Origin of the sequence: Ruminococcus sp. HUN007 (assembly GCF_000712055.1) — a bacterium.
Taxonomy (GTDB): domain Bacteria; phylum Bacillota; class Clostridia; order Oscillospirales; family Ruminococcaceae; genus HUN007.
Window position 1 is genome coordinate 897,380 of the sequence record NZ_JOOA01000001.1, and the last position, 20,510, is coordinate 917,889.

At 40.5% G+C, this 20,510-nt stretch carries 25 protein-coding genes; 6 read left to right on the forward strand and 19 right to left on the reverse strand.

Annotated elements, in window-relative coordinates; translation table 11 throughout:
• Positions 1-16 precede the first annotated feature (16 nt).
• The 8 genes from CC97_RS20820 to CC97_RS03820 form a co-directional block, all read right to left on the reverse strand.
• The gene (locus CC97_RS20820) at positions 17-349 is read right to left on the reverse strand and encodes an ABC transporter permease subunit (protein ID WP_242848107.1); all 333 of its coding nucleotides are present in this window, start codon (positions 347-349) and stop codon (positions 17-19) included.
• A complete protein-coding gene (locus CC97_RS03790) occupies positions 267-935 on the reverse strand; it encodes a hypothetical protein (protein ID WP_242848108.1) in 669 nt (222 codons plus the stop codon). The genes CC97_RS20820 and CC97_RS03790 overlap by 83 nt, the downstream gene beginning before the upstream one ends.
• A complete protein-coding gene (locus CC97_RS03795; RefSeq protein WP_044973779.1) occupies positions 935-1,999 on the reverse strand; it encodes an ABC transporter substrate-binding protein in 1,065 nt (354 codons plus the stop codon). Before CC97_RS03795 ends, CC97_RS03790 begins: the two co-directional genes overlap by 1 nt.
• A 415-nt stretch (positions 2,000-2,414) precedes the next feature.
• Complete coding sequence (locus CC97_RS03800) at positions 2,415-2,627, reverse strand: hypothetical protein (protein ID WP_156036753.1); 213 nt, start codon at positions 2,625-2,627, stop codon at positions 2,415-2,417.
• 110 nt (positions 2,628-2,737) lie between these two features.
• Positions 2,738-2,932, reverse strand: coding sequence for a hypothetical protein (locus tag CC97_RS03805; RefSeq protein WP_044973781.1), 195 nt, complete (start codon positions 2,930-2,932; stop codon positions 2,738-2,740).
• Positions 2,933-3,425: 493 nt separating this feature from the next.
• Positions 3,426-4,040 (reverse strand): hypothetical protein, encoded by a 615-nt coding sequence (locus CC97_RS03810; RefSeq protein WP_242848109.1) that lies wholly within the window; start codon positions 4,038-4,040, stop codon positions 3,426-3,428.
• On the reverse strand, positions 4,034-4,228 hold the full coding sequence (locus CC97_RS03815; RefSeq protein WP_044973782.1) for a hypothetical protein: 195 nt from the start codon (positions 4,226-4,228) through the stop codon (positions 4,034-4,036). Before CC97_RS03815 ends, CC97_RS03810 begins: the two co-directional genes overlap by 7 nt.
• Before the next feature lie 111 nt (positions 4,229-4,339).
• The gene (locus tag CC97_RS03820) at positions 4,340-4,555 is read right to left on the reverse strand and encodes a helix-turn-helix transcriptional regulator (RefSeq protein ID WP_044973783.1); all 216 of its coding nucleotides are present in this window, start codon (positions 4,553-4,555) and stop codon (positions 4,340-4,342) included.
• Positions 4,556-4,733: 178 nt separating this feature from the next.
• Between CC97_RS03820 and CC97_RS03825 the strand changes: the two genes are divergently transcribed.
• From CC97_RS03825 to CC97_RS03850, 5 genes are all read left to right on the forward strand, one after another.
• Positions 4,734-4,985 carry a hypothetical protein gene (locus CC97_RS03825; protein WP_044973784.1) on the forward strand — a complete coding sequence of 84 codons (252 nt, stop codon included), beginning with the start codon at positions 4,734-4,736 and terminating at the stop codon, positions 4,983-4,985.
• 18 nt (positions 4,986-5,003) lie between these two features.
• Positions 5,004-5,756, forward strand: a complete 753-nt coding sequence (locus CC97_RS03830) for a hypothetical protein (protein ID WP_044973785.1) — start codon at positions 5,004-5,006, stop codon at positions 5,754-5,756.
• 7 nt (positions 5,757-5,763) lie between these two features.
• On the forward strand, positions 5,764-6,108 hold the full coding sequence (locus tag CC97_RS03835) for a hypothetical protein (protein ID WP_044973786.1): 345 nt from the start codon (positions 5,764-5,766) through the stop codon (positions 6,106-6,108).
• Positions 6,101-6,637: a hypothetical protein gene (locus CC97_RS03840; RefSeq protein WP_044973787.1), complete on the forward strand. Its 537-nt coding sequence runs from the start codon at positions 6,101-6,103 to the stop codon at positions 6,635-6,637. The genes CC97_RS03835 and CC97_RS03840 overlap by 8 nt, the downstream gene beginning before the upstream one ends.
• Before the next feature lie 274 nt (positions 6,638-6,911).
• A complete protein-coding gene (locus CC97_RS03850) occupies positions 6,912-7,172 on the forward strand; it encodes a hypothetical protein (protein ID WP_044973789.1) in 261 nt (86 codons plus the stop codon).
• A gap of 218 nt (positions 7,173-7,390) precedes the next feature.
• Here CC97_RS03850 and CC97_RS03855 read toward each other — a convergent pair whose 3' ends face one another.
• On the reverse strand, positions 7,391-8,389 hold the full coding sequence (locus CC97_RS03855; protein ID WP_044973790.1) for a GGGtGRT protein: 999 nt from the start codon (positions 8,387-8,389) through the stop codon (positions 7,391-7,393).
• Positions 8,390-8,403: 14 nt separating this feature from the next.
• A complete protein-coding gene (locus CC97_RS03860; RefSeq protein ID WP_044973791.1) occupies positions 8,404-9,096 on the reverse strand; it encodes a nitrogen fixation protein NifU in 693 nt (230 codons plus the stop codon).
• 245 nt (positions 9,097-9,341) lie between these two features.
• On the opposite strand from CC97_RS03860, the gene CC97_RS03865 reads away from it, so the two are divergent.
• Positions 9,342-9,707 carry a hypothetical protein gene (locus CC97_RS03865; protein ID WP_044973792.1) on the forward strand — a complete coding sequence of 122 codons (366 nt, stop codon included), beginning with the start codon at positions 9,342-9,344 and terminating at the stop codon, positions 9,705-9,707.
• A 98-nt stretch (positions 9,708-9,805) separates the two neighbouring features.
• Here CC97_RS03865 and CC97_RS03870 read toward each other — a convergent pair whose 3' ends face one another.
• From CC97_RS03870 to CC97_RS03910, 9 genes are all read right to left on the reverse strand, one after another.
• On the reverse strand, positions 9,806-10,297 hold the full coding sequence (locus CC97_RS03870; RefSeq protein WP_044973793.1) for a vacuolar-type H+-ATPase subunit H: 492 nt from the start codon (positions 10,295-10,297) through the stop codon (positions 9,806-9,808).
• A 107-nt stretch (positions 10,298-10,404) separates the two neighbouring features.
• Complete coding sequence (coaD, locus tag CC97_RS03875; RefSeq protein ID WP_044973794.1) at positions 10,405-10,893, reverse strand: pantetheine-phosphate adenylyltransferase; 489 nt, start codon at positions 10,891-10,893, stop codon at positions 10,405-10,407.
• Between the two features lie 33 nt (positions 10,894-10,926).
• On the reverse strand, positions 10,927-11,469 hold the full coding sequence (rsmD, locus tag CC97_RS03880; RefSeq protein ID WP_044973795.1) for a 16S rRNA (guanine(966)-N(2))-methyltransferase RsmD: 543 nt from the start codon (positions 11,467-11,469) through the stop codon (positions 10,927-10,929).
• Between the two features lie 254 nt (positions 11,470-11,723).
• On the reverse strand, positions 11,724-13,550 hold the full coding sequence (gene uvrC / locus CC97_RS03885; protein ID WP_049962675.1) for an excinuclease ABC subunit UvrC: 1,827 nt from the start codon (positions 13,548-13,550) through the stop codon (positions 11,724-11,726).
• Complete coding sequence (locus CC97_RS03890) at positions 13,547-14,110, reverse strand: CYTH domain-containing protein (protein ID WP_044973796.1); 564 nt, start codon at positions 14,108-14,110, stop codon at positions 13,547-13,549. The genes uvrC and CC97_RS03890 overlap by 4 nt, the downstream gene beginning before the upstream one ends.
• Positions 14,107-16,350, reverse strand: a complete 2,244-nt coding sequence (locus tag CC97_RS03895; protein WP_044973797.1) for a transglutaminase-like domain-containing protein — start codon at positions 16,348-16,350, stop codon at positions 14,107-14,109. Before CC97_RS03895 ends, CC97_RS03890 begins: the two co-directional genes overlap by 4 nt.
• A 14-nt stretch (positions 16,351-16,364) precedes the next feature.
• Positions 16,365-17,543 carry a DUF58 domain-containing protein gene (locus CC97_RS03900; protein WP_044973798.1) on the reverse strand — a complete coding sequence of 393 codons (1,179 nt, stop codon included), beginning with the start codon at positions 17,541-17,543 and terminating at the stop codon, positions 16,365-16,367.
• A 21-nt stretch (positions 17,544-17,564) separates the two neighbouring features.
• Positions 17,565-18,506 (reverse strand): MoxR family ATPase, encoded by a 942-nt coding sequence (locus CC97_RS03905; RefSeq protein ID WP_044973799.1) that lies wholly within the window; start codon positions 18,504-18,506, stop codon positions 17,565-17,567.
• 350 nt (positions 18,507-18,856) lie between these two features.
• Positions 18,857-20,287: a hypothetical protein gene (locus tag CC97_RS03910; protein ID WP_044973800.1), complete on the reverse strand. Its 1,431-nt coding sequence runs from the start codon at positions 20,285-20,287 to the stop codon at positions 18,857-18,859.
• Positions 20,288-20,510: the final 223 nt, after the last annotated feature.

The window sequence follows — 20,510 nt, forward strand, 5'->3', positions numbered from 1 at the left end:
TCAGTTATTATTACGGTCACTTCCAGCGTAGCAGCCAGTTTTCAAGTTTTTTCACAATATTAGTAAACAGAGTTACTATTGTACCCAGAAAAATAATGCCGACCATAATTCTCGTAAAGTTACCGAAGTTGGTATAGTACTGAATATAGAATCCCAGTCCGCTGTTACCGCCTATCATTTCAGCAGAAGTCAGAAGTATGAACGAGAGCATAAGTCCGATATTGCATCCGTCAAAAATCTGAGGCAGTGAAGCCGGCAGAAGGATCTTAAACAGCATTGACAGTTTTGATACACACAATACTCTTGCACTGTTCAGCGTCCGTACACTTATGTTCTGTACACCGCTCACTGTTCCGGAAAGGACCGGAAAAAAAAGCTGTTATAAAAATAACAAACACTGAACAGCTTTTAAAAGTAGGCAGAAGTGCAAGCGAGTACGGAATAAATACTATCGGAGGAATAGATCCAAGAAAATTTGTTACCTGTTCGCTTACTTTTCCGATCTGCGTGTTCCATCCCAGAAACAGTCCGGCAGGTATAGCTGTCAGAAGCGCAAGTGAATAACCTGCAATTATAGTGGACATACTCGACGACAGATCTTTCATAAGTCTTGGAAAATCGTTTAAAAACTGTTCGGCAACTACATCAGGTGCTTTGAAGATATCCTGAGGAATAACAACGAATTTGGCTGTAAGCAGAGTCCATATACCAAGAAACGAAAAAATCACTCCGAAAACACCATTCTGTGTTCTGTTTTCTTTATTAAGCGGTTTTGATAACGTCAGAATAATAAAGAGTAATTCGAGCAGCAAAAGCAGAACTTCGGCATATACAGGATCTCCGGCTTTCTTTGTTCTTGTCGGCAGAAACTGAACCAGAACTGAAGCCAGAAAAATCAGATGCACCGGACTTTTAAGACGTTTCAGTCTAACCATCAGTCCCTCTCCTTATGATATTCAATAAGATATTTATAAACTTCATCATCAGGTGATTCAGCAGCTACCGCGTTTAACGCCCTGCCGTACAGTTCTGCAGACAGACCGCCGGAAATGTCGAATTCCTTAACAAACCCGATATCAGCAAGCGCTTCATAAAAGTTTGTCATACCGGTTATGTCCGGATCAGGATTGGCTATCTGAGCGTCGTATTCATACGTATCCTTCTGAAGTGATTCCTCTTCAACGTCTACATATTTCTGAACATCCTTTATTGTTTTGTCATGATCTGTCTGATAGAATCTGTAAGCGCGGATAAGAGCACGAAGGAAGGCTTCATATAAATCCGGCTCTTTTTCAAGTGTTGATTTAAGCGCCGCCTGTCTGCAGCATACATGATCTTCAAAATCAGCTACTTTACCGCTGTTTGAGAGAATAACGTAGCCTTCATCTTCTGCAAGAATACGATAAGGAGCGTAAAGGATTGCTGCATCAATGTCATCATTTTTCAGTGAATTGTATGCATCAGCTCCGTCAGCAAATATATTGAAGTGTATCGAATCCTCAAGTCCGAGTTTCTTTGCTGCTGCACGATATACTATGTGACCGGAGTCAACTCCCTCTACACCGATATTCTTACCCTTCAGAAGTTCAAGTGACCACTCTTCCTCAGGTATTCCCTTAACAAGCTCCGGTTTAACTATAAGTCCGTGCCCGGCGATCATTGCTCCACCGAATACTGTCAGATCATGGCCATCAGCAAGGTACGTGATAAGTTCACTCGACCCGAACGCACCCACATCTATTTTTCCTGATTCCAGAGCCGCAAGCTCACTGTTGTTTTCACCAAACATTACAAGTTCCGTGTTCAGTCCCTCATCTTTAAAAAATCCTTCTTCTTCTGCAACAAAGTAGAGAAGATGCCCCGGAGAAGGCAGATATCCGATTTTCAGTACTGTACTGCTGCTATCAGAGCCCCCTGTTCCGGTGCTTTTAGATGAGCAGCCTGTAAGAACTGCCGCTGTCAGTATTAGAGCCGTAAGCAGCGCTTTTGGTTTTTTCATTTTATTCAGTTCCTTTCATAGTAATCATATGTGTTTACTTTGTTTTGATGACGATTTTAAGTATAGCATAAAACTATAACCCTGTCTAATAGTTATTTTTTAATATAGATCATAATAAAAAGTGATAACATGATTACATATAAGCAAACTTAAGATAGCGGCAAAGCTCCCGTGACAGGTGACAGTATGATACAGTGCTCACAAACGGTGAGCTGCCGGAGGCAGCTAATTATAGTATCAGGCATCGCGATGCCTGATACCTTTTATATGCTGAAAAGGCGGTAATCTCTCATTGTGGAGTGATTACCGCCTTTGGAATTATTATTATATCCATTTTACTCGAACATTAACCAGTGGCTTTTCAGATAAAATTATGTGGGGTCACTTCAACAGAAATCGAAGTACCATATTTGCATCAAGGAGCTTCATAATTTTCTGCAGCCACCTTTTCCCATACTGATTTTTCCTGTGAAATATAATCACCATTTGAACGTCCTGAAAGGATACCAAACACTGAATCTACCGATGTTGTTTTCTTGCTGTATCCTTTAAGAAAAACCATCAGTTCCTCAAGCTGTTCTTCTGTTAAAGTATCTATTATACTATATGCCATTTCTTTCGTACTCATAAAATCATCCATTTCATTAATTAACTGGATTTACTTCTTACTTGTGTTATACTAGCACGAGATCAGGAAGCATAGAATACATTTCATTTATTATATTCATTAACTACCTCTTACCAACCGAAAAAATCGCCCGTCACAATGTTTTCTTTAGCATTTCCGTTCTCATCAAGAACACCGGCTTTTATCAGAGCTTCCTTGGATATCTTCTTTGCCTCTTCTCTGTCCATGGTTCTCAGCTTATCAATATATTCCTGCATTCCACGAATGTATTCTTCATGAGTAGGTCTTCTTTTTACTTCAGTCATTTCCATTCCTCCTGTACAATACTATTCGCCTTACATCTATATTATACTACATTATCAGCTGAAAATCTATACTGGCGATACAGTTTTCAACATGAACAAAAGCCAGTGTCAAATAAACGCTGCGTACTTTTTCGTACTCACGAAGCAGATTTTAACCTGATTATAGCAAAAAATAAAAATCCCGACAGTTCATAAGAATTACCGGGATTTTATTTAAACTACGTATTTACATGAGTTATGAATTACTTCATAGCCTCTTCAACAGCAACTGCACATGCAACTGTTGCACCAACCATCGGGTTGTTACCTTATTCTGAACACATAAAAGATATGATTCAAACCGTTCGAATCAGCACCTATCTATCCACGCATTTACGCTATTTCATGATATATCACGCTTCACATAATTCAAATCGGTTCTGGACCTTTTTTTATTGTATCAGAATACTGACGTACTTTTTTCGTACTCTCTGAGTACGAAATTACCCACCCATTATGGTATTCTGTATTCACTGTTATATGGCATAGGAGCGAAGTAACCTTTAATGCAGTTAGGGTTTACGATGCATAACTGTACGTGTGTTTTTTCTACAAAGCCTGAACCAGGATACACTTCTTTGCCTTCTGTAAAAATACCTCTTATCGAATCATATGTTTCAAAATTATTGCGCTTATAATATTTATGAATCTGCTCTATAACAGCACAATCAAGGTTTCTGAGAAGTAAATCAGTAGCGGATCTTCCGTTCCTGTTTTTAGGCATTTCATTACCCATCGTTTCGTTATAAGTTTTAAGCAACTCATAACCCAATTGTAAAACGCTTGAACTCTGATAATCTGTAAGGTTAAGACAATATCCTAAATCTATAACAGCTCCTACCACACAAGCTTCATCTTTATATCTTGATTTTGCCCAGTCCAACGCACGCTCCGGACTGTTTTCCCAAAAATAAATCCCGTTGCCAAGCCAGTCATACTCATTCTCACTGCGCTTTAGATGCTGTCCGCCTTTTACTACTGAATCAAATACATCTTTATGGCATCCATGAAAACCAAGAACAAGGTTTGGTAATTTCGAATACATTTCATTACATATACTATTTACCATCCGAAAAAGTCTCCTGTAACTATAGTATCTTTCGGTTCACCATTTTCATCAAGTACACCAGTCTCTATAAGTGTTTCTTTTGCAATTTTTTTAGCTTCTTCTTTATCCATGCTTTTGAATTCCTGGATATAATCATTAACACTTTTCATTAATTCATCAATAGATGGTCTTCTTTTTACTTCAGTCATTTTTCATTCCTCCTGAAACACAAATTTGCTTTACAATAATATTATACTACATTATCAGCTGAAAATCTATATTTTTGGAAAGCATCTCCACAAAAAATAGCCAGTGTCATATCAAACAACACTGGCGTTCTGTTTTACATTCATATCGAGTATTGTTGAAAGATTTACAAGAGTTTTTAAAGACACGCCTTTTACTCCCAGTTCTATGTCAGAAATAAACTTTGAAGACACATCAAGCTTTTCCGCAAGCTGCTCTCTTGTATATCTTAGCTGCTCCCTCTGTTCCCGTATTCTCATACCTATTTCCTTTAAATTCGGTTTCTTCATTACCACGTATCTCCTCAAAGTCATTAATAATTCTATTTTAATAAATTTTTTATTTGAAATAAATGAACTTTCAGGATTGACAAACTAGAGCTTCTAGTGTATAATGTACATAATGAATTAACTATTATATGTTTTTTCATAGAATATAGCTATTTAGTGATATAAAGGGGGACTTATTATGGCAAACACATGTAACGACTGTTTATTTAGAGGTGGACAATACAAGTGGGACAATCAAGATTACTGCAATAAAGTTGGTCATGTTGTAGAAGATGATCAACCAGCTTGCGGTAATTTTTTGCCTGATAATCACAATTGCTGTTATGATTGCGATTATTACAAAGATTTAGGTATCGCTAGTAAGTGTACCTACCATAAGAAGACAATCAAAAATCCTGGCAATTGGTATTGTTATAACTTTACTTATTAAAAATAGAGGTATAATAATATGGGATTATTCAGTAAAGCAAAAGACAATTTTGAAAAACGTCAGCAGATAGCTGAATGGAACTACCGCACTCGCGAATATATCAGTGAAGCTGAAAGAATTTATCAGGAAGCATATGATAAATTACAAGATAGCTGTATTAAAGTTAGCTTAAAGGTTAATGATTATGTGAACTATAAACAAAAGATACTTAACGAAATCAATTCAACTCTTAAGAAACTTGATACAGACAACAAAGAGTTTCAGCTCACTTCAAAGGTTGATTTTCTTCTTCTTGAAGCTTCAGCAATAACCCAGCACGAACAGCTAAACTGTATTGATAAGATGCTGGCCACTTGGGTTACTCCTTCAGTAACAGATTTATTTCATAATGTTTCTACAGAAGAATACTATATGGCAAAACAAAATATGCATCAAGCCAAGGCATATAAAGAAACTATGAAAGCTAAAAGAGAAGAATTACGTAACGCAAAATACGCTGTACAAAGTATACCTGATTTCATAAGTACTGAAAAAATTCAGATTGAAGAACTGATGCAGAAATTCAGAAAAACTGCTGAAAACATAAAAAGCAGTAACACAGATGAACGCACAAAAAGCCTTTGTGACATTGCTAAAATAATAGCTGATTCTCTAAGCACACAGTTTATCGATAATAACTATGAAATCACATCCCAGTACACCGACATAAGTAAAAGAATATCTGGAATTAATTCTTCCCTTGCTGGAGCTGCATGGCTGATAGGTGGTTGAAAAACCAATGAAATATGAATTCTTACTTTTAAAAACTTGTGATGCGGGTGAAGCAGTACTAAACAACATTCAAAACATTCTTACTTACGAAACATACTGTGCTCAAGCTCAGATTTATCGTAAATATCTACAGCAAAATCGTGAAAAGGCTGAATTATACTATAAGAATTTCAAAACCTTTAATGACAAAATCTTCAATCAAGCTATAGAAATTTTAGACATTGCTATAAACGAAGCCAATACCGATTTAGCTCAAAGTGCAATGGATATGATAAATACAATGAAATCTACATATCCAGATTTCTATAAAGCTCATAATAAGCAATTATTCCGGAGGTACGCCAATGGATAACGATATTATCGATGTAAACTATGAGGATGTTAATGTTGAGAAGAGCGATAATCCAAGAGAAATTAAAATAAACGCTGATCCACTTTCAACTGCTATCAGCGAAGTTTGTGGAATAGCCAATAACATCACTAATGCAATTAAAGAGTATAATATTTGCCGCCAGCAAGAAGAAACTAAACGTGCAGAAATACGAGCATACTTGAAAATAGGTTTAGCTGAAATTGAAGCAAAAAAAGAATGCTATATCAAGCAGTTAGAACAGCATCATGAATACCAGATGGAAAACATCAAAGCAATCAATGAACTTGCTTTAAAACAACTGAATTCAAATCTTGAAACGCTTAAAGCAGCAACTGAAATTGCAAAAGAAACTAAGGATTTCTCGACAGTAATAGAACTTATGAAGATAAATACAAGTTTTATTGATATACGTTCAAAATTCACACTTGAGCTTATGGATAAATCGACTGCACTAGAAAGTCTTAATCTTGAAGCTTCAACTCCTGCCGGATATATAACATCTTCTTGAAAAAACGATCATACGTATGGAAGTGATAGAACATGGCTAAACAACGCGCAAAAATAGGAAATTTGAACATGAAAAGATGCGCTTTTTGCGTGCATTGGTATGATCCAGGAAATACAGTAATCTCTCCAGTGAAAGGTTTTAAAGATGTGTGGGAATATACAACTGAAGTAAAAAAAACTTGCATGGAACATAATAATCAGGATCGTGCATCTCAAACTGTTTGTACAAAATTCAAATGTAAACTATAAAAATCATATTATAAGGAGGATTCATAATGTCAAAATGCGTAGATTGCAGATACAGCTTTAGTGTACTTGGGGTAATCGGTAAGTATGAATGTAGAAAACATACTATGAAACCATACTTTGATCTTGAACAAAACGCTTGTTCAGATTATGATTCAGACGATGATAATTCACATAGCTGCTATGAATGCGAATATTTCAGCGAAAACATTCTAGGTAAAAAATGTACTAAGCAAAATAAGAAAATTAATGAATGGGATCGCGCATGTTTTTACTTCATTGATTCATGATTACTCATCTTTTTTATTAACAACCAAGCGAGAGCGGAATGCTCTCGCTTTTTTCGGTACTCACAAATGTACTCGCGAGTACGTCTACAACGCTACGTACTTTTTTCGTACTCACGAAGCCTGATTTTACCTAATTTATAGCAAAAAAACAAAAATCCCGGCGATTCGTAAGAATTACCGGGATTTTATTTAAACTACGTATTTACGTGAGTTATGAATTACTTCATAGCCTCTTCAACAGCAACTGCGCAAGCAACTGTTGCACCAACCATTGGGTTGTTACCCATGCCGATGAGACCCATCATTTCTACGTGAGCAGGAACTGATGATGAACCAGCGAACTGAGCGTCAGAGTGCATTCTGCCCATTGTATCTGTCATACCGTATGAAGCAGGACCTGCAGCCATGTTATCAGGGTGGAGTGTACGGCCTGTACCGCCGCCTGAAGCTACTGAGAAGTACTTCTTGCCAGCGTCAGTTCTTTCCTTCTTGTATGTACCTGCAACAGGGTGCTGGAATCTTGTAGGGTTTGTTGAGTTACCTGTGATAGAAACGTCAACGTTTTCCTTCCACATGATTGCAACGCCTTCTGTTACGTCGTTAGCGCCGTAGCAGTTAACCTTTGCGCGGAGACCGTTTGAGTAAGCCTTGCGGAATACTTCCTTAACTTCGCCTGTGTGGTAGTCCATCTCTGTTTCAACGTATGTGAAGCCGTTGATTCTTGCGATGATCTGAGCTGCGTCCTTGCCGAGACCGTTGAGGATAACACGGAGAGGAGTCTTACGAACCTTGTTAGCCTTTTCAGCGATACCGATAGCACCTTCAGCAGCAGCGAATGATTCGTGACCTGCGAGGAATGCGAAACATTCTGTTTCTTCTTCGAGGAGCATCTTGCCGAGGTTACCGTGACCGAGACCAACCTTTCTCTGGTCAGCAACTGAACCAGGGATACAGAAAGCCTGGAGACCTTCACCGATAGCTGCAGCAGCGTCAGCAGCCTTCTTGCAGCCCTTCTTGATAGCGATAGCGCAGCCTACTGTGTAAGCCCACTTAGCATTTTCAAAACAGATAGGCTGGATACCTTCAACGAGCTTGTAGATGTCGAGGCCCTTAGCCTTGCAAACTTCAGCACACTCTTCGATAGAGTTGATGCCGTATTCTTTGATTACAGCGAGAATCTGCTTCTCTCTTCTGTCATATGATTCAAATAAAGCCATTGTAAGTTTCCTCCTTATTCTTTTCTTGGGTCAACGAGCTTAACTGCATCAGCAACTCTTCCGTACTGACCCTGAGCCTTTTCAAATGCTGTGTTAGCATCATCGCCGGCCTTGATGAAGTCCATCATCTTTCCGAAGTTTACAAACTTATAGCCAATGATCTCATTATCTTCGTTGAGAGCGAGCTTTGTAACGTAACCGTCTGTCATTTCGAGGTAACGAGGACCCTTTGCGAGAGTACCGTACATTGTACCAACCTGTGAACGGAGGCCCTTACCGAGGTCTTCAAGACCTGCACCGATTACAAGACCGTCTTCAGAGAAAGCACTCTGTGAACGACCGTAAACGATCTGGAGGAAAAGTTCTCTCATTGCTGTATTGATAGCGTCACAAACGAGGTCTGTGTTGAGAGCTTCGAGGATTGTTCTGCCAGGGAGGATTTCAGAAGCCATAGCTGCTGAGTGTGTCATACCTGAACATCCGATAGTTTCAACGAGACACTCCTGGATAACGCCTTCCTTAACGTTAAGTGTAAGCTTACATGTACCCTGCTGCGGAGCACACCAGCCGATTCCGTGTGTAAAACCAGAAATATCCTTGATTTCTTTTGCCTTTACCCATTTTGCTTCTTCAGGAATTGGAGCAGCACCATGAGCAACGCCCTGTGCGATAGGGCACATTGTTTCAACTTCATGAGAATAATTCATATTCTTAAACTCCTTTCAGTATTATGCTGTTAAAAACGCATTACTGTTTTATTATACTACATGGCCGGCCTATTTTCAAGTATTTTCATTATATTTTTCTTTACTTTTCTACAGTGCTTTGCTATAATATACTTTAGGGAAACAGAGGTAAAACAGAAACTCCTGTCTGACATGATTTTTGTGAGACAGTTTATGTAGTAATTCCCGTTATCATAATGTGAATTTTTCTGCAAAGGAGCAGTATAATGAAGAATACGATAATACTGGTCAGCATTATTTCAGCAGCTATTATTTTTCTTGTTATTGCCATTTCATTTTTTAAGGAAAATCCTGATGTAAGTCTGAAAAGAGATGAATACACAAGACCTGTTGAAATACAGCCGTTTGATCTGGAACTGAACATCGTTACATCTGAAGCAAATTTCTGGGAGCGTGTAGCCGGTCTTAAGGCAACGGAAGCACCTGAAGTTTTTGTTACCGATGAAAACGGAGAAACTGTTACTGATGAAGAAGGCAATCCTGTTGTTTACGATGAAAACGCAGCTGTTACATCCGTACCGGAAGACGAAGCAGAACCGGAAGAAACAACCGTAAAAAAAGGAAAAAAATAAGAAGAAAAGATCCGCAGAAACTTTTCTTCCTTAAACTGCAAAAGGCGTACCGATGGTACGCCTGATTTTTTATCTATATTATCACTGTCTGTCCGGAATCACTGCTGATTCTGGCCGTCGGATGTGTTCTTTCCGCCGTTCTTTACCTTGTTGATTTCCTGTGTTGTTCTCTTGACATCCTGAAGTCCCTTTGTAAAATAGAGTTCAGCATCGTGAAGCATATTGTCAACATAGTTGCTTGTGGCACTTCTGATCTCCTTTGAACGTGCCTGAGCCTGAGAAATCAGTTCAGCTGCTCTCTGCTTGGCTTCTTTTACGATCGTATCGCCTGAAACAAGTGCCTTGGCTCTTTCCTCAGCCTGCTGTACTATCTGTTCAGCCTTCTGTTCTGCTTCCTTGATGATTCTTTCGCAGTCAAAATCTATAAGCTTTGCGCGCTTGATCTCCTGAGGAATATTGAGTCTTATATCGTCTATAAGTTCTCTGAGACGCTCGGAATCAATGATCATCTTATTCTGTGAAAATGGCATCAGTGCAGATTTATCAAGCAATTCTTCCATCTGCTCAAGTATCTCGTCTATATTGTTCATATGCAAGTCACCGCGGATAGACCGTGGTTCTCTCCTTTCATCATGAAATGAAATAATAAATATATATATAACAACCTCTGAGGCCCGGAATCCAGACTGTCAGAAGATCATTTAACACCTGTTATCCTGTTCACAATGCTTTCTCTGATAATTTCAGGAACAAAACTGCTTATATCACCGCCAAATGCAGCGATCTGTTTAACTACACTTGAACTGAGATACATATTTTCGGTACTTGTTGTAAGAAAAACTGTTTCAGCATCCGGATAAAGCTTTTTATTTGCAAGAGCCATCTGGAATTCATACTCAAAGTCACTGACAGCCCTGAGTCCCTTTACTATTGCGCAGGCTCCGACTTCACGTACATAGTCTGCAAGAAGTCCGTCAAGAATATCGATGACTACATTATCCATTCCGGCTGTTACATCCATTATCATCTTTATTCTCTCGGTTGGAGTAAAAAGCGGCTGCTTTGAAAGATTGGTCGAAACCAGTATTATAACCTTGTCAAACAGCGTGGACGCGCGGGTGAAAATATCGATGTGTCCAAATGTCACCGGATCAAAACTTCCGGGGCAGACTGCTATCCTTCTCACCTCTGAAACACCTCTTGTTTTAAGAAAATAACATCAGTATCCTTCATGGATAAACTGACTTATTTCTATTTTACCATACTTATATTTTTTTTTCAAGACCAGCGGACCAATTTTCTCCGGAAGTTCAAGACGCTGCTCATGTTCACACATGATCCTTCCGCCTTCATTCATACGTTCGGCAAGAAGAGGAAGCGCTTTTTCAAGTATTCCCATGTGATACGGCGGATCCAGAAAAGCAAGATCATATGTGTTTCTGTCACTTTTCAGAAAATCAAGTGAATCCATGAAAACGACTCTGCTCCTGTCTGTGAATCCTGCTGTTTCGATATTTTCAGTTATAATGTTCACTGAAGCCTTTGCCCTGTCAACAAAAACTGCTTTTTCAGCCCCGCGGCTGAGTGCCTCTATTCCAAGCTGTCCGCTGCCGCCGAAAAGATCAAGTACCGAAGCTCCGGGGATCTGAAACTGTATTGCAGAAAACATGGCTTCCTTTACCTTGTCTGTCGTCGGCCTTACGTCGCTGCCTTCAAGTGTTCTTAGTTTTCTCCCTCTTGCAGTACCTGCAATTATACGCATAATGAGACCGCTCCTTAAACTTAAATTATGGTGAACGCAATTTTTTTTTTACGTTCACTATAATTAATTCATTTATATTACCTTGCAGATCCGCAAACTACGTTTGCTCCCTGCATATCGCCTAATAGTAAACGAAAAATATTTCGTTTACTATAATTAATAATTATTATACTACATTTTTTTTACAATGTCTATAGCAACGATAGTCTCTTTCCGGACTAAGGAAGTACTGATCAAGCCGGAAAGCCGGCGTTTTACTGACTTAGCTTTAATATCAGTTCCGCAGCCGTTTCCGCAGATATGCCGGCGATGCGGCTTACCTCCTCCGGCTCTGCTTTTCCTATCGCTTCTGCTGTCCTGAAATGTTCCATAAGCCTGGCAGCCTTTTTTTCACCGATCCCCTTTACAGATGTCAGACGTGAATCAAACGTTATTTTTGAATGAAGCTTTTTCTGATAGGTAATAGCCACCCTGTGCATTTCATCCTGTATGTTTGTAAGAAGCGTGAACGCTGACCTGAGACTTGAAACGGATATTTCCTCACCGCCGGTGGATATCGCCCTTGTGCGGTGTTTGTTGTCCTTGACTATACCGAAGACCGGAACGTCAATTCCCATCTCTCTTAAGTATGGTTCAACGGCATTAACCTGTCCTTTGCCGCCGTCAAGGAACACCAGATCAGGCTTTCTTCTGAAACCTTCATCTGTTTCATTTTCATCAAGAAAACGCGTGAATCTTCTTTCGAGGACTTCATGCATACATGCGTAGTCGTTCTGTATCGCTACATTTTTTATGGAAAAACGCTTGTACATCTTTTTCAGCGGCCTTCCGTTCTCAAAAACGACCATACTGGCACACATCGCTGATGAGCCAAGGTTTGATATATCGTATGCCTCAATATACTCAGGAGGTTTCGGGAGTCCCAGAAGCTGCGAAAGCTGTTCAAGAGCGATAAGCTCCTTTCCGGTTCTTCCTGCCCTGACGGAAAGGAATTCACTTGCATTGTTTCTGGCAAGCATGATGTACTTCATCATACTGCCCTTCTGTCTGAAAAGCACATGCACTGCATGTCCTGACTGTTCCTTCAGTATTCCTGAAACAACATCAGCATCTTCGCACTCATACTCAGTAAAGATCTTCTCAGGAACATCATGTCCGCTTGAATAGTACTGCATTATAAAGTCAGTGTAAAGTGACGTGTCATTGTCTGCGCCTTCAAAAAAATATGAATTCTTGTCGACCAGTTTTCCGTTCCTGTACACAATAACAGAAACACATGTTCCGTTATGATCGCTGACAGATGCGATAATATCAGTATTATCGATATCAGGATCAAAGATTTTCTGAGTCTGTGCAGCTCTTGTTATGTTGTTTATCCTGTCACGAAGAACAGCCGCCTTTTCAAATTCCAGATTTTCTGCAGCCTTCTCCATTTCCTCACGGAGTTTTTCCACTGAATCACGGCTGCCGGTCTTTATGTAGTTCAGAGCATCGTTAATGATCGCGCCGTAATTTTCAGCAGATATCTTTCCGGTGCATACGCCCATGCACTGCTTTATATGATAATTCAGACACGGACGTCTGTTCGCCGCAGACGTGCACGGAAATTTCTTATGGCAGACCGGCAGCATGAAGACTTTGTTCACTTCTGCGACCGTCTGTTTTGTCACGCCGGAACTTGTATATGGTCCGAGAGTAATCCCACCTTCAATGATCCTTTTTTCAGCAGTTATGCGGGGATAAAGTTCACCGGAAACATGTATGTAGTGATACCCCTTGTCATCCTTAAGCAGAATGTTGTATTTCGGCTTGTGCTGCTTTATCAGACTGCACTCGAGCACAAGGGCCTCATACTCTGTATCGGTTACGATAAAATCATAGTCATATACATTTTCCACCATCTTTGCGACCTTCGGTGTATGGTCCGCCGACTGTCTGAAATAGCTGGTAACACGGTTTTTCAGGTTTTTGGCCTTACCGATGTAAATGATATCCCCGGCCTGATTTTTCATTTTATAGACGCCCGGAAAGGTGGAAAGTCTGTTTGTCTTTTCTCTGAGATACGGTAGTCTCTCGTTCATAACGTCTCCGATTTGTACTGGAAGAAACGGCGCGCCTTTCCTCCTACGGTATTGATATATTTCATAATACCCAGTTTTTCAACGAGAACTTTCGTTCCTTTTTCCGCCATATCCTTGAATTCCATTTCAATCTCGTAATCACATTTTCCAAGATAGAAATTAACGTCAAAGTCTATCGAGAGCGAATCAGATGGGCGGATGCTGGTTCTGTGCGTAACCAGTTCACCCTGGAGCGAAAACGGTATCCAGGCAAACTTTCCGTTCTCAAGTGTTATGTCACTCTTGAGTTTTTCAATATCCATACATGTTTCATTTGCAGTGGAATAGTCATTTCCTGTCAGCTGCTGCGATTCTTTCAGTTCAAGACGAAGGCTGTTTTCTGTCTGCCTCGCTCTTAGTGTGGTGTGATTTGAAAGCAGATAGTTGTCATCAGTATCATAGTAATAGTTTATCTGAATGACATCCTTGTATTCCGCATCAGTATAGCGGTCTTTTATGAGTTCCATGATCTCGTAGAATTTTTTTCTGTCAACAAGAAATTTATATTCGGTTTCCTTCATTTTCCCATCCTTCTTTTCTCAGCTTTTTTCTTTTCCCTGATCATTTCCGTAAGCCGTGAATACAGTTCCTCAGCTGCTTTTCTTGCTTCTTCATTCAGTTTCTGCCCGCCGTATACAGCTGCATCATAATCATTTACAGTTGCAGTCATATCAGTTCCGAACAATTCAAGAACGTATCTTCCCGTTTCCGCAGATGTCATACTGCTGTCAAGCCCCAGCTTGTTTCTTATCCTTGATACGATCATGCTGACCGATTTTTCATTGGAAGCCCTTTTCAGACGGCTGAAGAATATCTTTTCAGAGAAATACGGTCTGATCTTCCTGTCAAAGAAAAGAATAAAAATTATAAGAGCAAGCGCTGTAACTGCCATGACTACGGACATTCTGTAGTCGAACGAAGACTTCTCCTCAGCGACGCTGAGCTGTGTCGGTTCAAATGATTTCCATCCGAATCCGGATATATACAGTTCCGGAAATGCATGAAGATCGCTGTCTGTAACAGAGACATATAATCCCGGAAGTTTCCTGCCCGAACTGCTTACCACAGATGACGGTGCCTCGTCGTAAGGATCATGCAGGTGAAGTCCTTCGGCATATCTTGCCGGAATTCCTGCAGCTCTTGCCATAAGAACCATGGCGGTCGCATAGTCAGAGCAGAGTCCGGTTTTGCCTTCAGTAAGGAAATATTCCATATTGTAGCCGTCAGGTTTCTTGTATGCAAGGCTGTATTTAAAATCATTGAGTCTGAAATATGATTCTATAGCCTGAGCTTTTTCCAGATCCGAATCGCATCCGGAAACTACTTTTTCGGTTATACGGTACACAGATTCCGGCATTTCGGTTTCGGTCTTCTGATAATACTCCATCGCGTGGAAATAATCATCGACGTATGCTGTTATCACTTCATTGTAGTCCGTAATACCGTTATCCGAAAGGATCTCAATGAGTTCACTCAGAAACACCGGGAACGTATTGTTATCAACTGAATTAACAACAGTCTGAAGATTTTTCTCGGAAAGCGAACTGTCTGAATAATATCTCAGTGTATAATTTGGATTATCTGATGCCGCTGAATAGAGCATACCCTGTTCTGTCCTGAAAACGTCTCCCCTTCCGGAGCCTACGACTGATACCGCATATGCAAGAACGGGACTGTAGCAGAACCTTGAATTTACTCTGGTAGACAGCAGCGAGACAGATCTTATATACGGCTCCTTCAGTTCCGGAGCAAGATTTTCAAGTCCGTATTTACCGGCCCATTTACTGTCAAGTTCAGCAGCTGCGGCAACAGCCTTATAGAATTCTGACGGATCAAGAAGTTCAGCATCAGTCTCGCTGAGCTTTTCTCCGGAAGTTTCATTTTCCATTGTTCTCCACAGATTCTTTTCGAAATTGTAAAGGCTATAGGTCTGTGATTTAAGATTCACAGGATCTTCATTGGTGATAAATTCAAACAGCTTGACATTTGCATTTCCTGTATACGCAAGTGATGACGAAGCTGTTTCGGATACGATTCCGAGACGATGGAGCATGTAATCCGTAAAACGCTGCGATTCAAAAACAGTATCGACCCATGAGTTGTCGATGTCAAGTTTCGGCTTAGGGACAACAAGAGCAAGAAGTGCCGTAAATGCAAGAAATACGACCATGGATCTCTTGTATCCCTTCTCCACGATCATTTTGTGGCGCGGCTTTGTGTTTATCTGCCGGCAGTGTATCATAAGTGCCATGTACATTACAAGCAGAAGCAGCGCAAAAAACACCGGCACCTGTTCTGTTTCCTTCCTGTAAAACGCAAAAGGTATCAGCGTAATGAGAAAGGTCATCGATATCCTGTAGCGTACCGCCGAAAAATAATAAACAGTGGATGCGATAAAGAAATTGATTATAATAAACGTCGCTGCTATATACGACGGTGAAAAATCAACAAGTGACTGCGGAGACAGGAACCATACGAAATAGTCAACTGTACTCTGGTTGTTTCCCGTCTTAACCGCTATTGAAACAAGTCCGCCGATAGCAAAAAAAGATCCGAGTATGGATACGAACCTGAGCAGCATGGATTTTCCGGAAATATAAGTATAGAATGAAAATACAGTAGCCTGTATTATCACCGTAATAAGCGTGACCGCAGCAAGATATTCCCTGCTGTAAACGTACATGCAGCTTGCCACGATGGAAACGCAGAGAATGAGAGGGACAATGTTTTTTAGTATGCCTTCCCTGTAAAATCTGATCAATTATCCCACCTCCGTCAGACAGTCCTTGTCAGCATCCAGTTGTCGTTAAGAAGCCACAGCTCAGGCACCGGAATGCATTCGTCAGTGTAAAGATCTTCAGGAATGATGAACTTGACATAGTTCCCGCTGAGCACGGCGTTTTCAGCCGCTTTTGCTGTTGATTCACAGATTTCGGGCGTACAGATTATATTCATGTCCGAGGATTTGGAATCGGCGGGAGATGAAAGATCCGGGATCATCTTTCCCGGAGTCAGGTCCTTTATCATTCCGCAGGCGATCCTTTCAACGTCATCATGTGTCAGGACATCTTCCGTGATCATTTCTTCATGTCCGGGATAAATAAAACTGCATTCTATGCCGTTTCGCACACACATATCAAGTATGGAAAGTGCACCTTCAGTTACCATCGCTGTATGTTCGATCGCGGAACGTCTGCCTGAATCAGTTTCCGGAGCGCTGATATCAAGTATTATTTTCGGCAGCGTCATTCCGGCACTTTCGTCCATGCGGACATAAAGCTCGTTCTTTTTTGAAGAAAGCTTCCAGTTTACTTTTTTCAGTGAATCTCCCGGAACATAGTTTCTGTATCCGTATCCCGGAAACGCAGCTCTGCCGTAGACTGCCGCCGTTTCCGTTTCGTCGTCATCATTGTCAGGAAGAGTATCGGAAATACTTCTGAGAATTCCTGCACAGTCATTTATTTCGTGTATTTCAGGAATGATGTCTATTTCGTGTTCGATCTGAGGTACACGGATCCTGAAACGGAAAATTCCGAGGTAGTCTGTAATATAAATGTGTCCTATTTTAACACCTGCTTTTCCGCAGACTTCCGGAAAAACGCTGATATCTATTGTAAGGTCCCTGTTTTCAGACATTGAAAAGCGGTAAACATCATATTCAGTTTTTCTGAAATGTTCTGTCGCCCTGAATTCAAAGCTGATAACAGGAAGCGGAATTATCGTGTCTTTGGTTACAAGCACCTTTATCGTACAGTTTTTGTTTTTCGGTACCAGATCATTCGTACTGTCAACTCTTATCTGGACCTTTTTCCTTGCAAAAAGTGTAAGAAACACTGAGACAAGCGGTACAACTACAAGGAAAACCGCCATTATTCCGCCGGCATTACGGTCAAAGAGTATCATGTAGCTGCAGGCAGAAAGTAAAACTATAACATATGAAAATACTGCTTTCATTAAAAAGCGTCACCTCCGCCCTTACTTCACGGCATCGGCAGGGACAGCAGTTATTTCCAGTATTCTTTTTATAAATTCATCTGATGTTCCGTATTTCGTACGTCCCTTTACTGAAAGTATGACCCTGAGTGAAAGAACACATCCGGCGATATATTTTACATCATCAGGAGTAACATAATCTCTTCCGTTTATAAAGGCTATTGCCTTCGAAGCCTTGTAAAGCGTTATACTGCCTCGCGGACTTACTCCGAGAGTCACCATTTCACTGTCGCGTGTCGAGCGTACAATATCGGTTATGTACTTTTTCACTGAAGGGATAACACGGACGTTCATTACCTGTTTCTGCAGATCTGCTATATCTTCAAGAGTAATGACTGCACGTTCAACGTTATCGACAGGATTGCCGAATTCCGTTCTTTCGATTATCCTGATCTCTTCCTCGGCAGTAGGATAACCCATGCTGATCTTCATGAAGAAACGGTCCATCTGTGCTTCAGGAAGATGATATGTTCCGTAGGTCTCCACCGGATTCTGAGTAGCCATTACCATGAACGGTACCGGAAGAGCATGTGTTTTTCCGTCAAGGCTTATCTGTCCTTCCTCCATTATTTCAAGAAGGCTTGACTGGGATTTCGGCGAAGCACGGTTGATCTCATCCGCCAGAAGAAAATTGCACATCGCAGCTCCCGGTCTGTATTCAAGTTCGCCTGTTTTCTGATTTATCATTGAAAATCCGATTATATCGGACGGCATGATATCCGGTGTCATCTGTACACGGTTGAATTTTCCATCGAGAGATTTGGCCATCGAGGAAATAAGCTGTGTCTTTCCCACACCCGGAACGTCTTCGATAAGGATATGACCCCCGCACAGAAGAGCCGCTATTACCTTTATAATAACGTCTTCCTTTCCAACGATAGACTTTTCGATATTGTCCTTGAGGATCCTGATTTTTTCGTTCATCTAAACCACCTGTTTTTCTGTATTGATAATTTCCTTTTATATAGACTATATTATAACAATTTTCTATGATTTTTTCAATAGCTTTTTATGAAATACTGATCAATAAGGGAATCCTGCTTCTTCCTTACGGCATGATCAGCAGATGAACGTATCAGCGTTTTTGCGTCTCTGGCAAATCACAGAAAAAAGAGAGGCAGTAAAACTTTCCCAAAAAGCAGATCAGCATATCCGGACCCACGTATTTACGTGAGCAGGATATGCTGATCATGTTGTATTCAGAACTTTTTATCAGTCTGTTTTTTAATGCAGCACCGGCATGTGCTGCCCTGAATTCTGTCGTCTGACGTTTATCAGTATTTTATCTTGAAAGGATCATATCTCTTCAGAGAAGCGTCGTTGAATGTAACACCGTATGAGTCAGCCCACTCGGAAGCCATATTGCTGAATTCATCCTTGAACATTTCCATAAGAGTTGATGTTCTCTTTTCACCTTCGAAATAGTCTTCTCTTTCAACTACATCAAGACGCTGAACAAGATAGAGTCCGTTGTTCTCTGTATCTTCAACTATTACAGCAGGTCCGCCTACAACGCAGTCATTGAAAGCTGCCTTGTTTACAGCCTCTGACGGATTGTAGCCGTCCTCTTCAGAGCCCTTCTTAAGAACATATTCATTCTGATAAGGATCAGTTTCTTCAGCTTCTTCTGTTTTTTCTTCTGAAGCTTCTTCAGTAACAGCCGGTTCGCCGTTTTCATCTGTTACGGCTGATGTAACTGCTGCATCTTCATCTTCGGAAGCTGCTTCAGTAGTTTCTGAAGATGTCTCTTCTTCTGAAGTTTCAGCTGATGTTACTTCACCTTCGCTGCCTTCAGCTGTTTCATCTGATGTTTCTGTAACAGCTGCTTCGTCTTCTGAAACTGCTGTTGTCACAGCACTTTCTTCTGCAGATGTAACATCACCGGTAGTTTCTGCCTCTGTGCCTGTAACTGCTTCAGCAGCTGCTGCCTCGCCCGTAACTTCAGCTGTTTCAGCTGCAGCCTCTTCTGCCTTCTTAGCCTTGTAATCGTCGTATTCCTTTATGAGGTCATCGAAGTTTTTACCGGAATCAGCCTTTTTCTTGTATTCTTCAGCAAGTTTCTTTACTTCAGCCTTAGCGTCATTGTCAAGTGCATTGCCCTCGGAATCAGTAAGATCAAACTTTATGTACTTTACTCTTGAATAGTTGCCTTCAAGATATGCTGCGATCTGTGCATCGTCGCATTCCTTTTCTCCGCCTTCACCGTAGTAGTGGAGGAAAACCTTTTCCTTTTTGTAGTCATATTCCACGATCTTTCTGAATGAATCCTCACCGATACCATTCTGCTCGTACATTCCTGAGTAGTATCCCCAGAATGATTCAGACATTGACTTGATCTTTGAAATATCATCAGCAGAAAGTTCAAGTCCGAGTTCATCGAATTTTTCGTTTACCGCAGCATATTCCTTTACCTGCTTTGTGGCTTTTTCGTTCACCCACTGTGTAACGTCCTTTCCGTCAATGGAAAGTGTCTTCATAAGCTTTGTGTCCGAAGTGTCAAGTTCACTGTTATCCTTTACCAGTCTGGAAGTTGCTTCGCTCATAGCCTGTGTCTGATAGTAAATAAAAATGCCTGAGTTCACTTTTTCATCCTGACATTTAGCCACCCATGACGTGCTTTCACCGCAGGCTGTACCTGCAAACACCATTGTCAGTGCAGTTGCAGCAGCAAGAATTTTTCTGCTGATATTCTTATTAAAAGACATTATTTTCTAACTCCTTTTGTCTGTTATATATTGTCAGCCGGCCGCTGGAAAGCACAGGCTTTTCGCACAGGCTCCGGCATCATATGCTTTTCTATTATATAATATTTTTGCGAATAAGTCCATAGAAAAGTAAATATTTTTTTAAACTTAAAAAACTTCTTTAATTAGCTATTGAAAAATTATGAAAATATGATAAAATAAATAATAGTATACTTTTAAGACG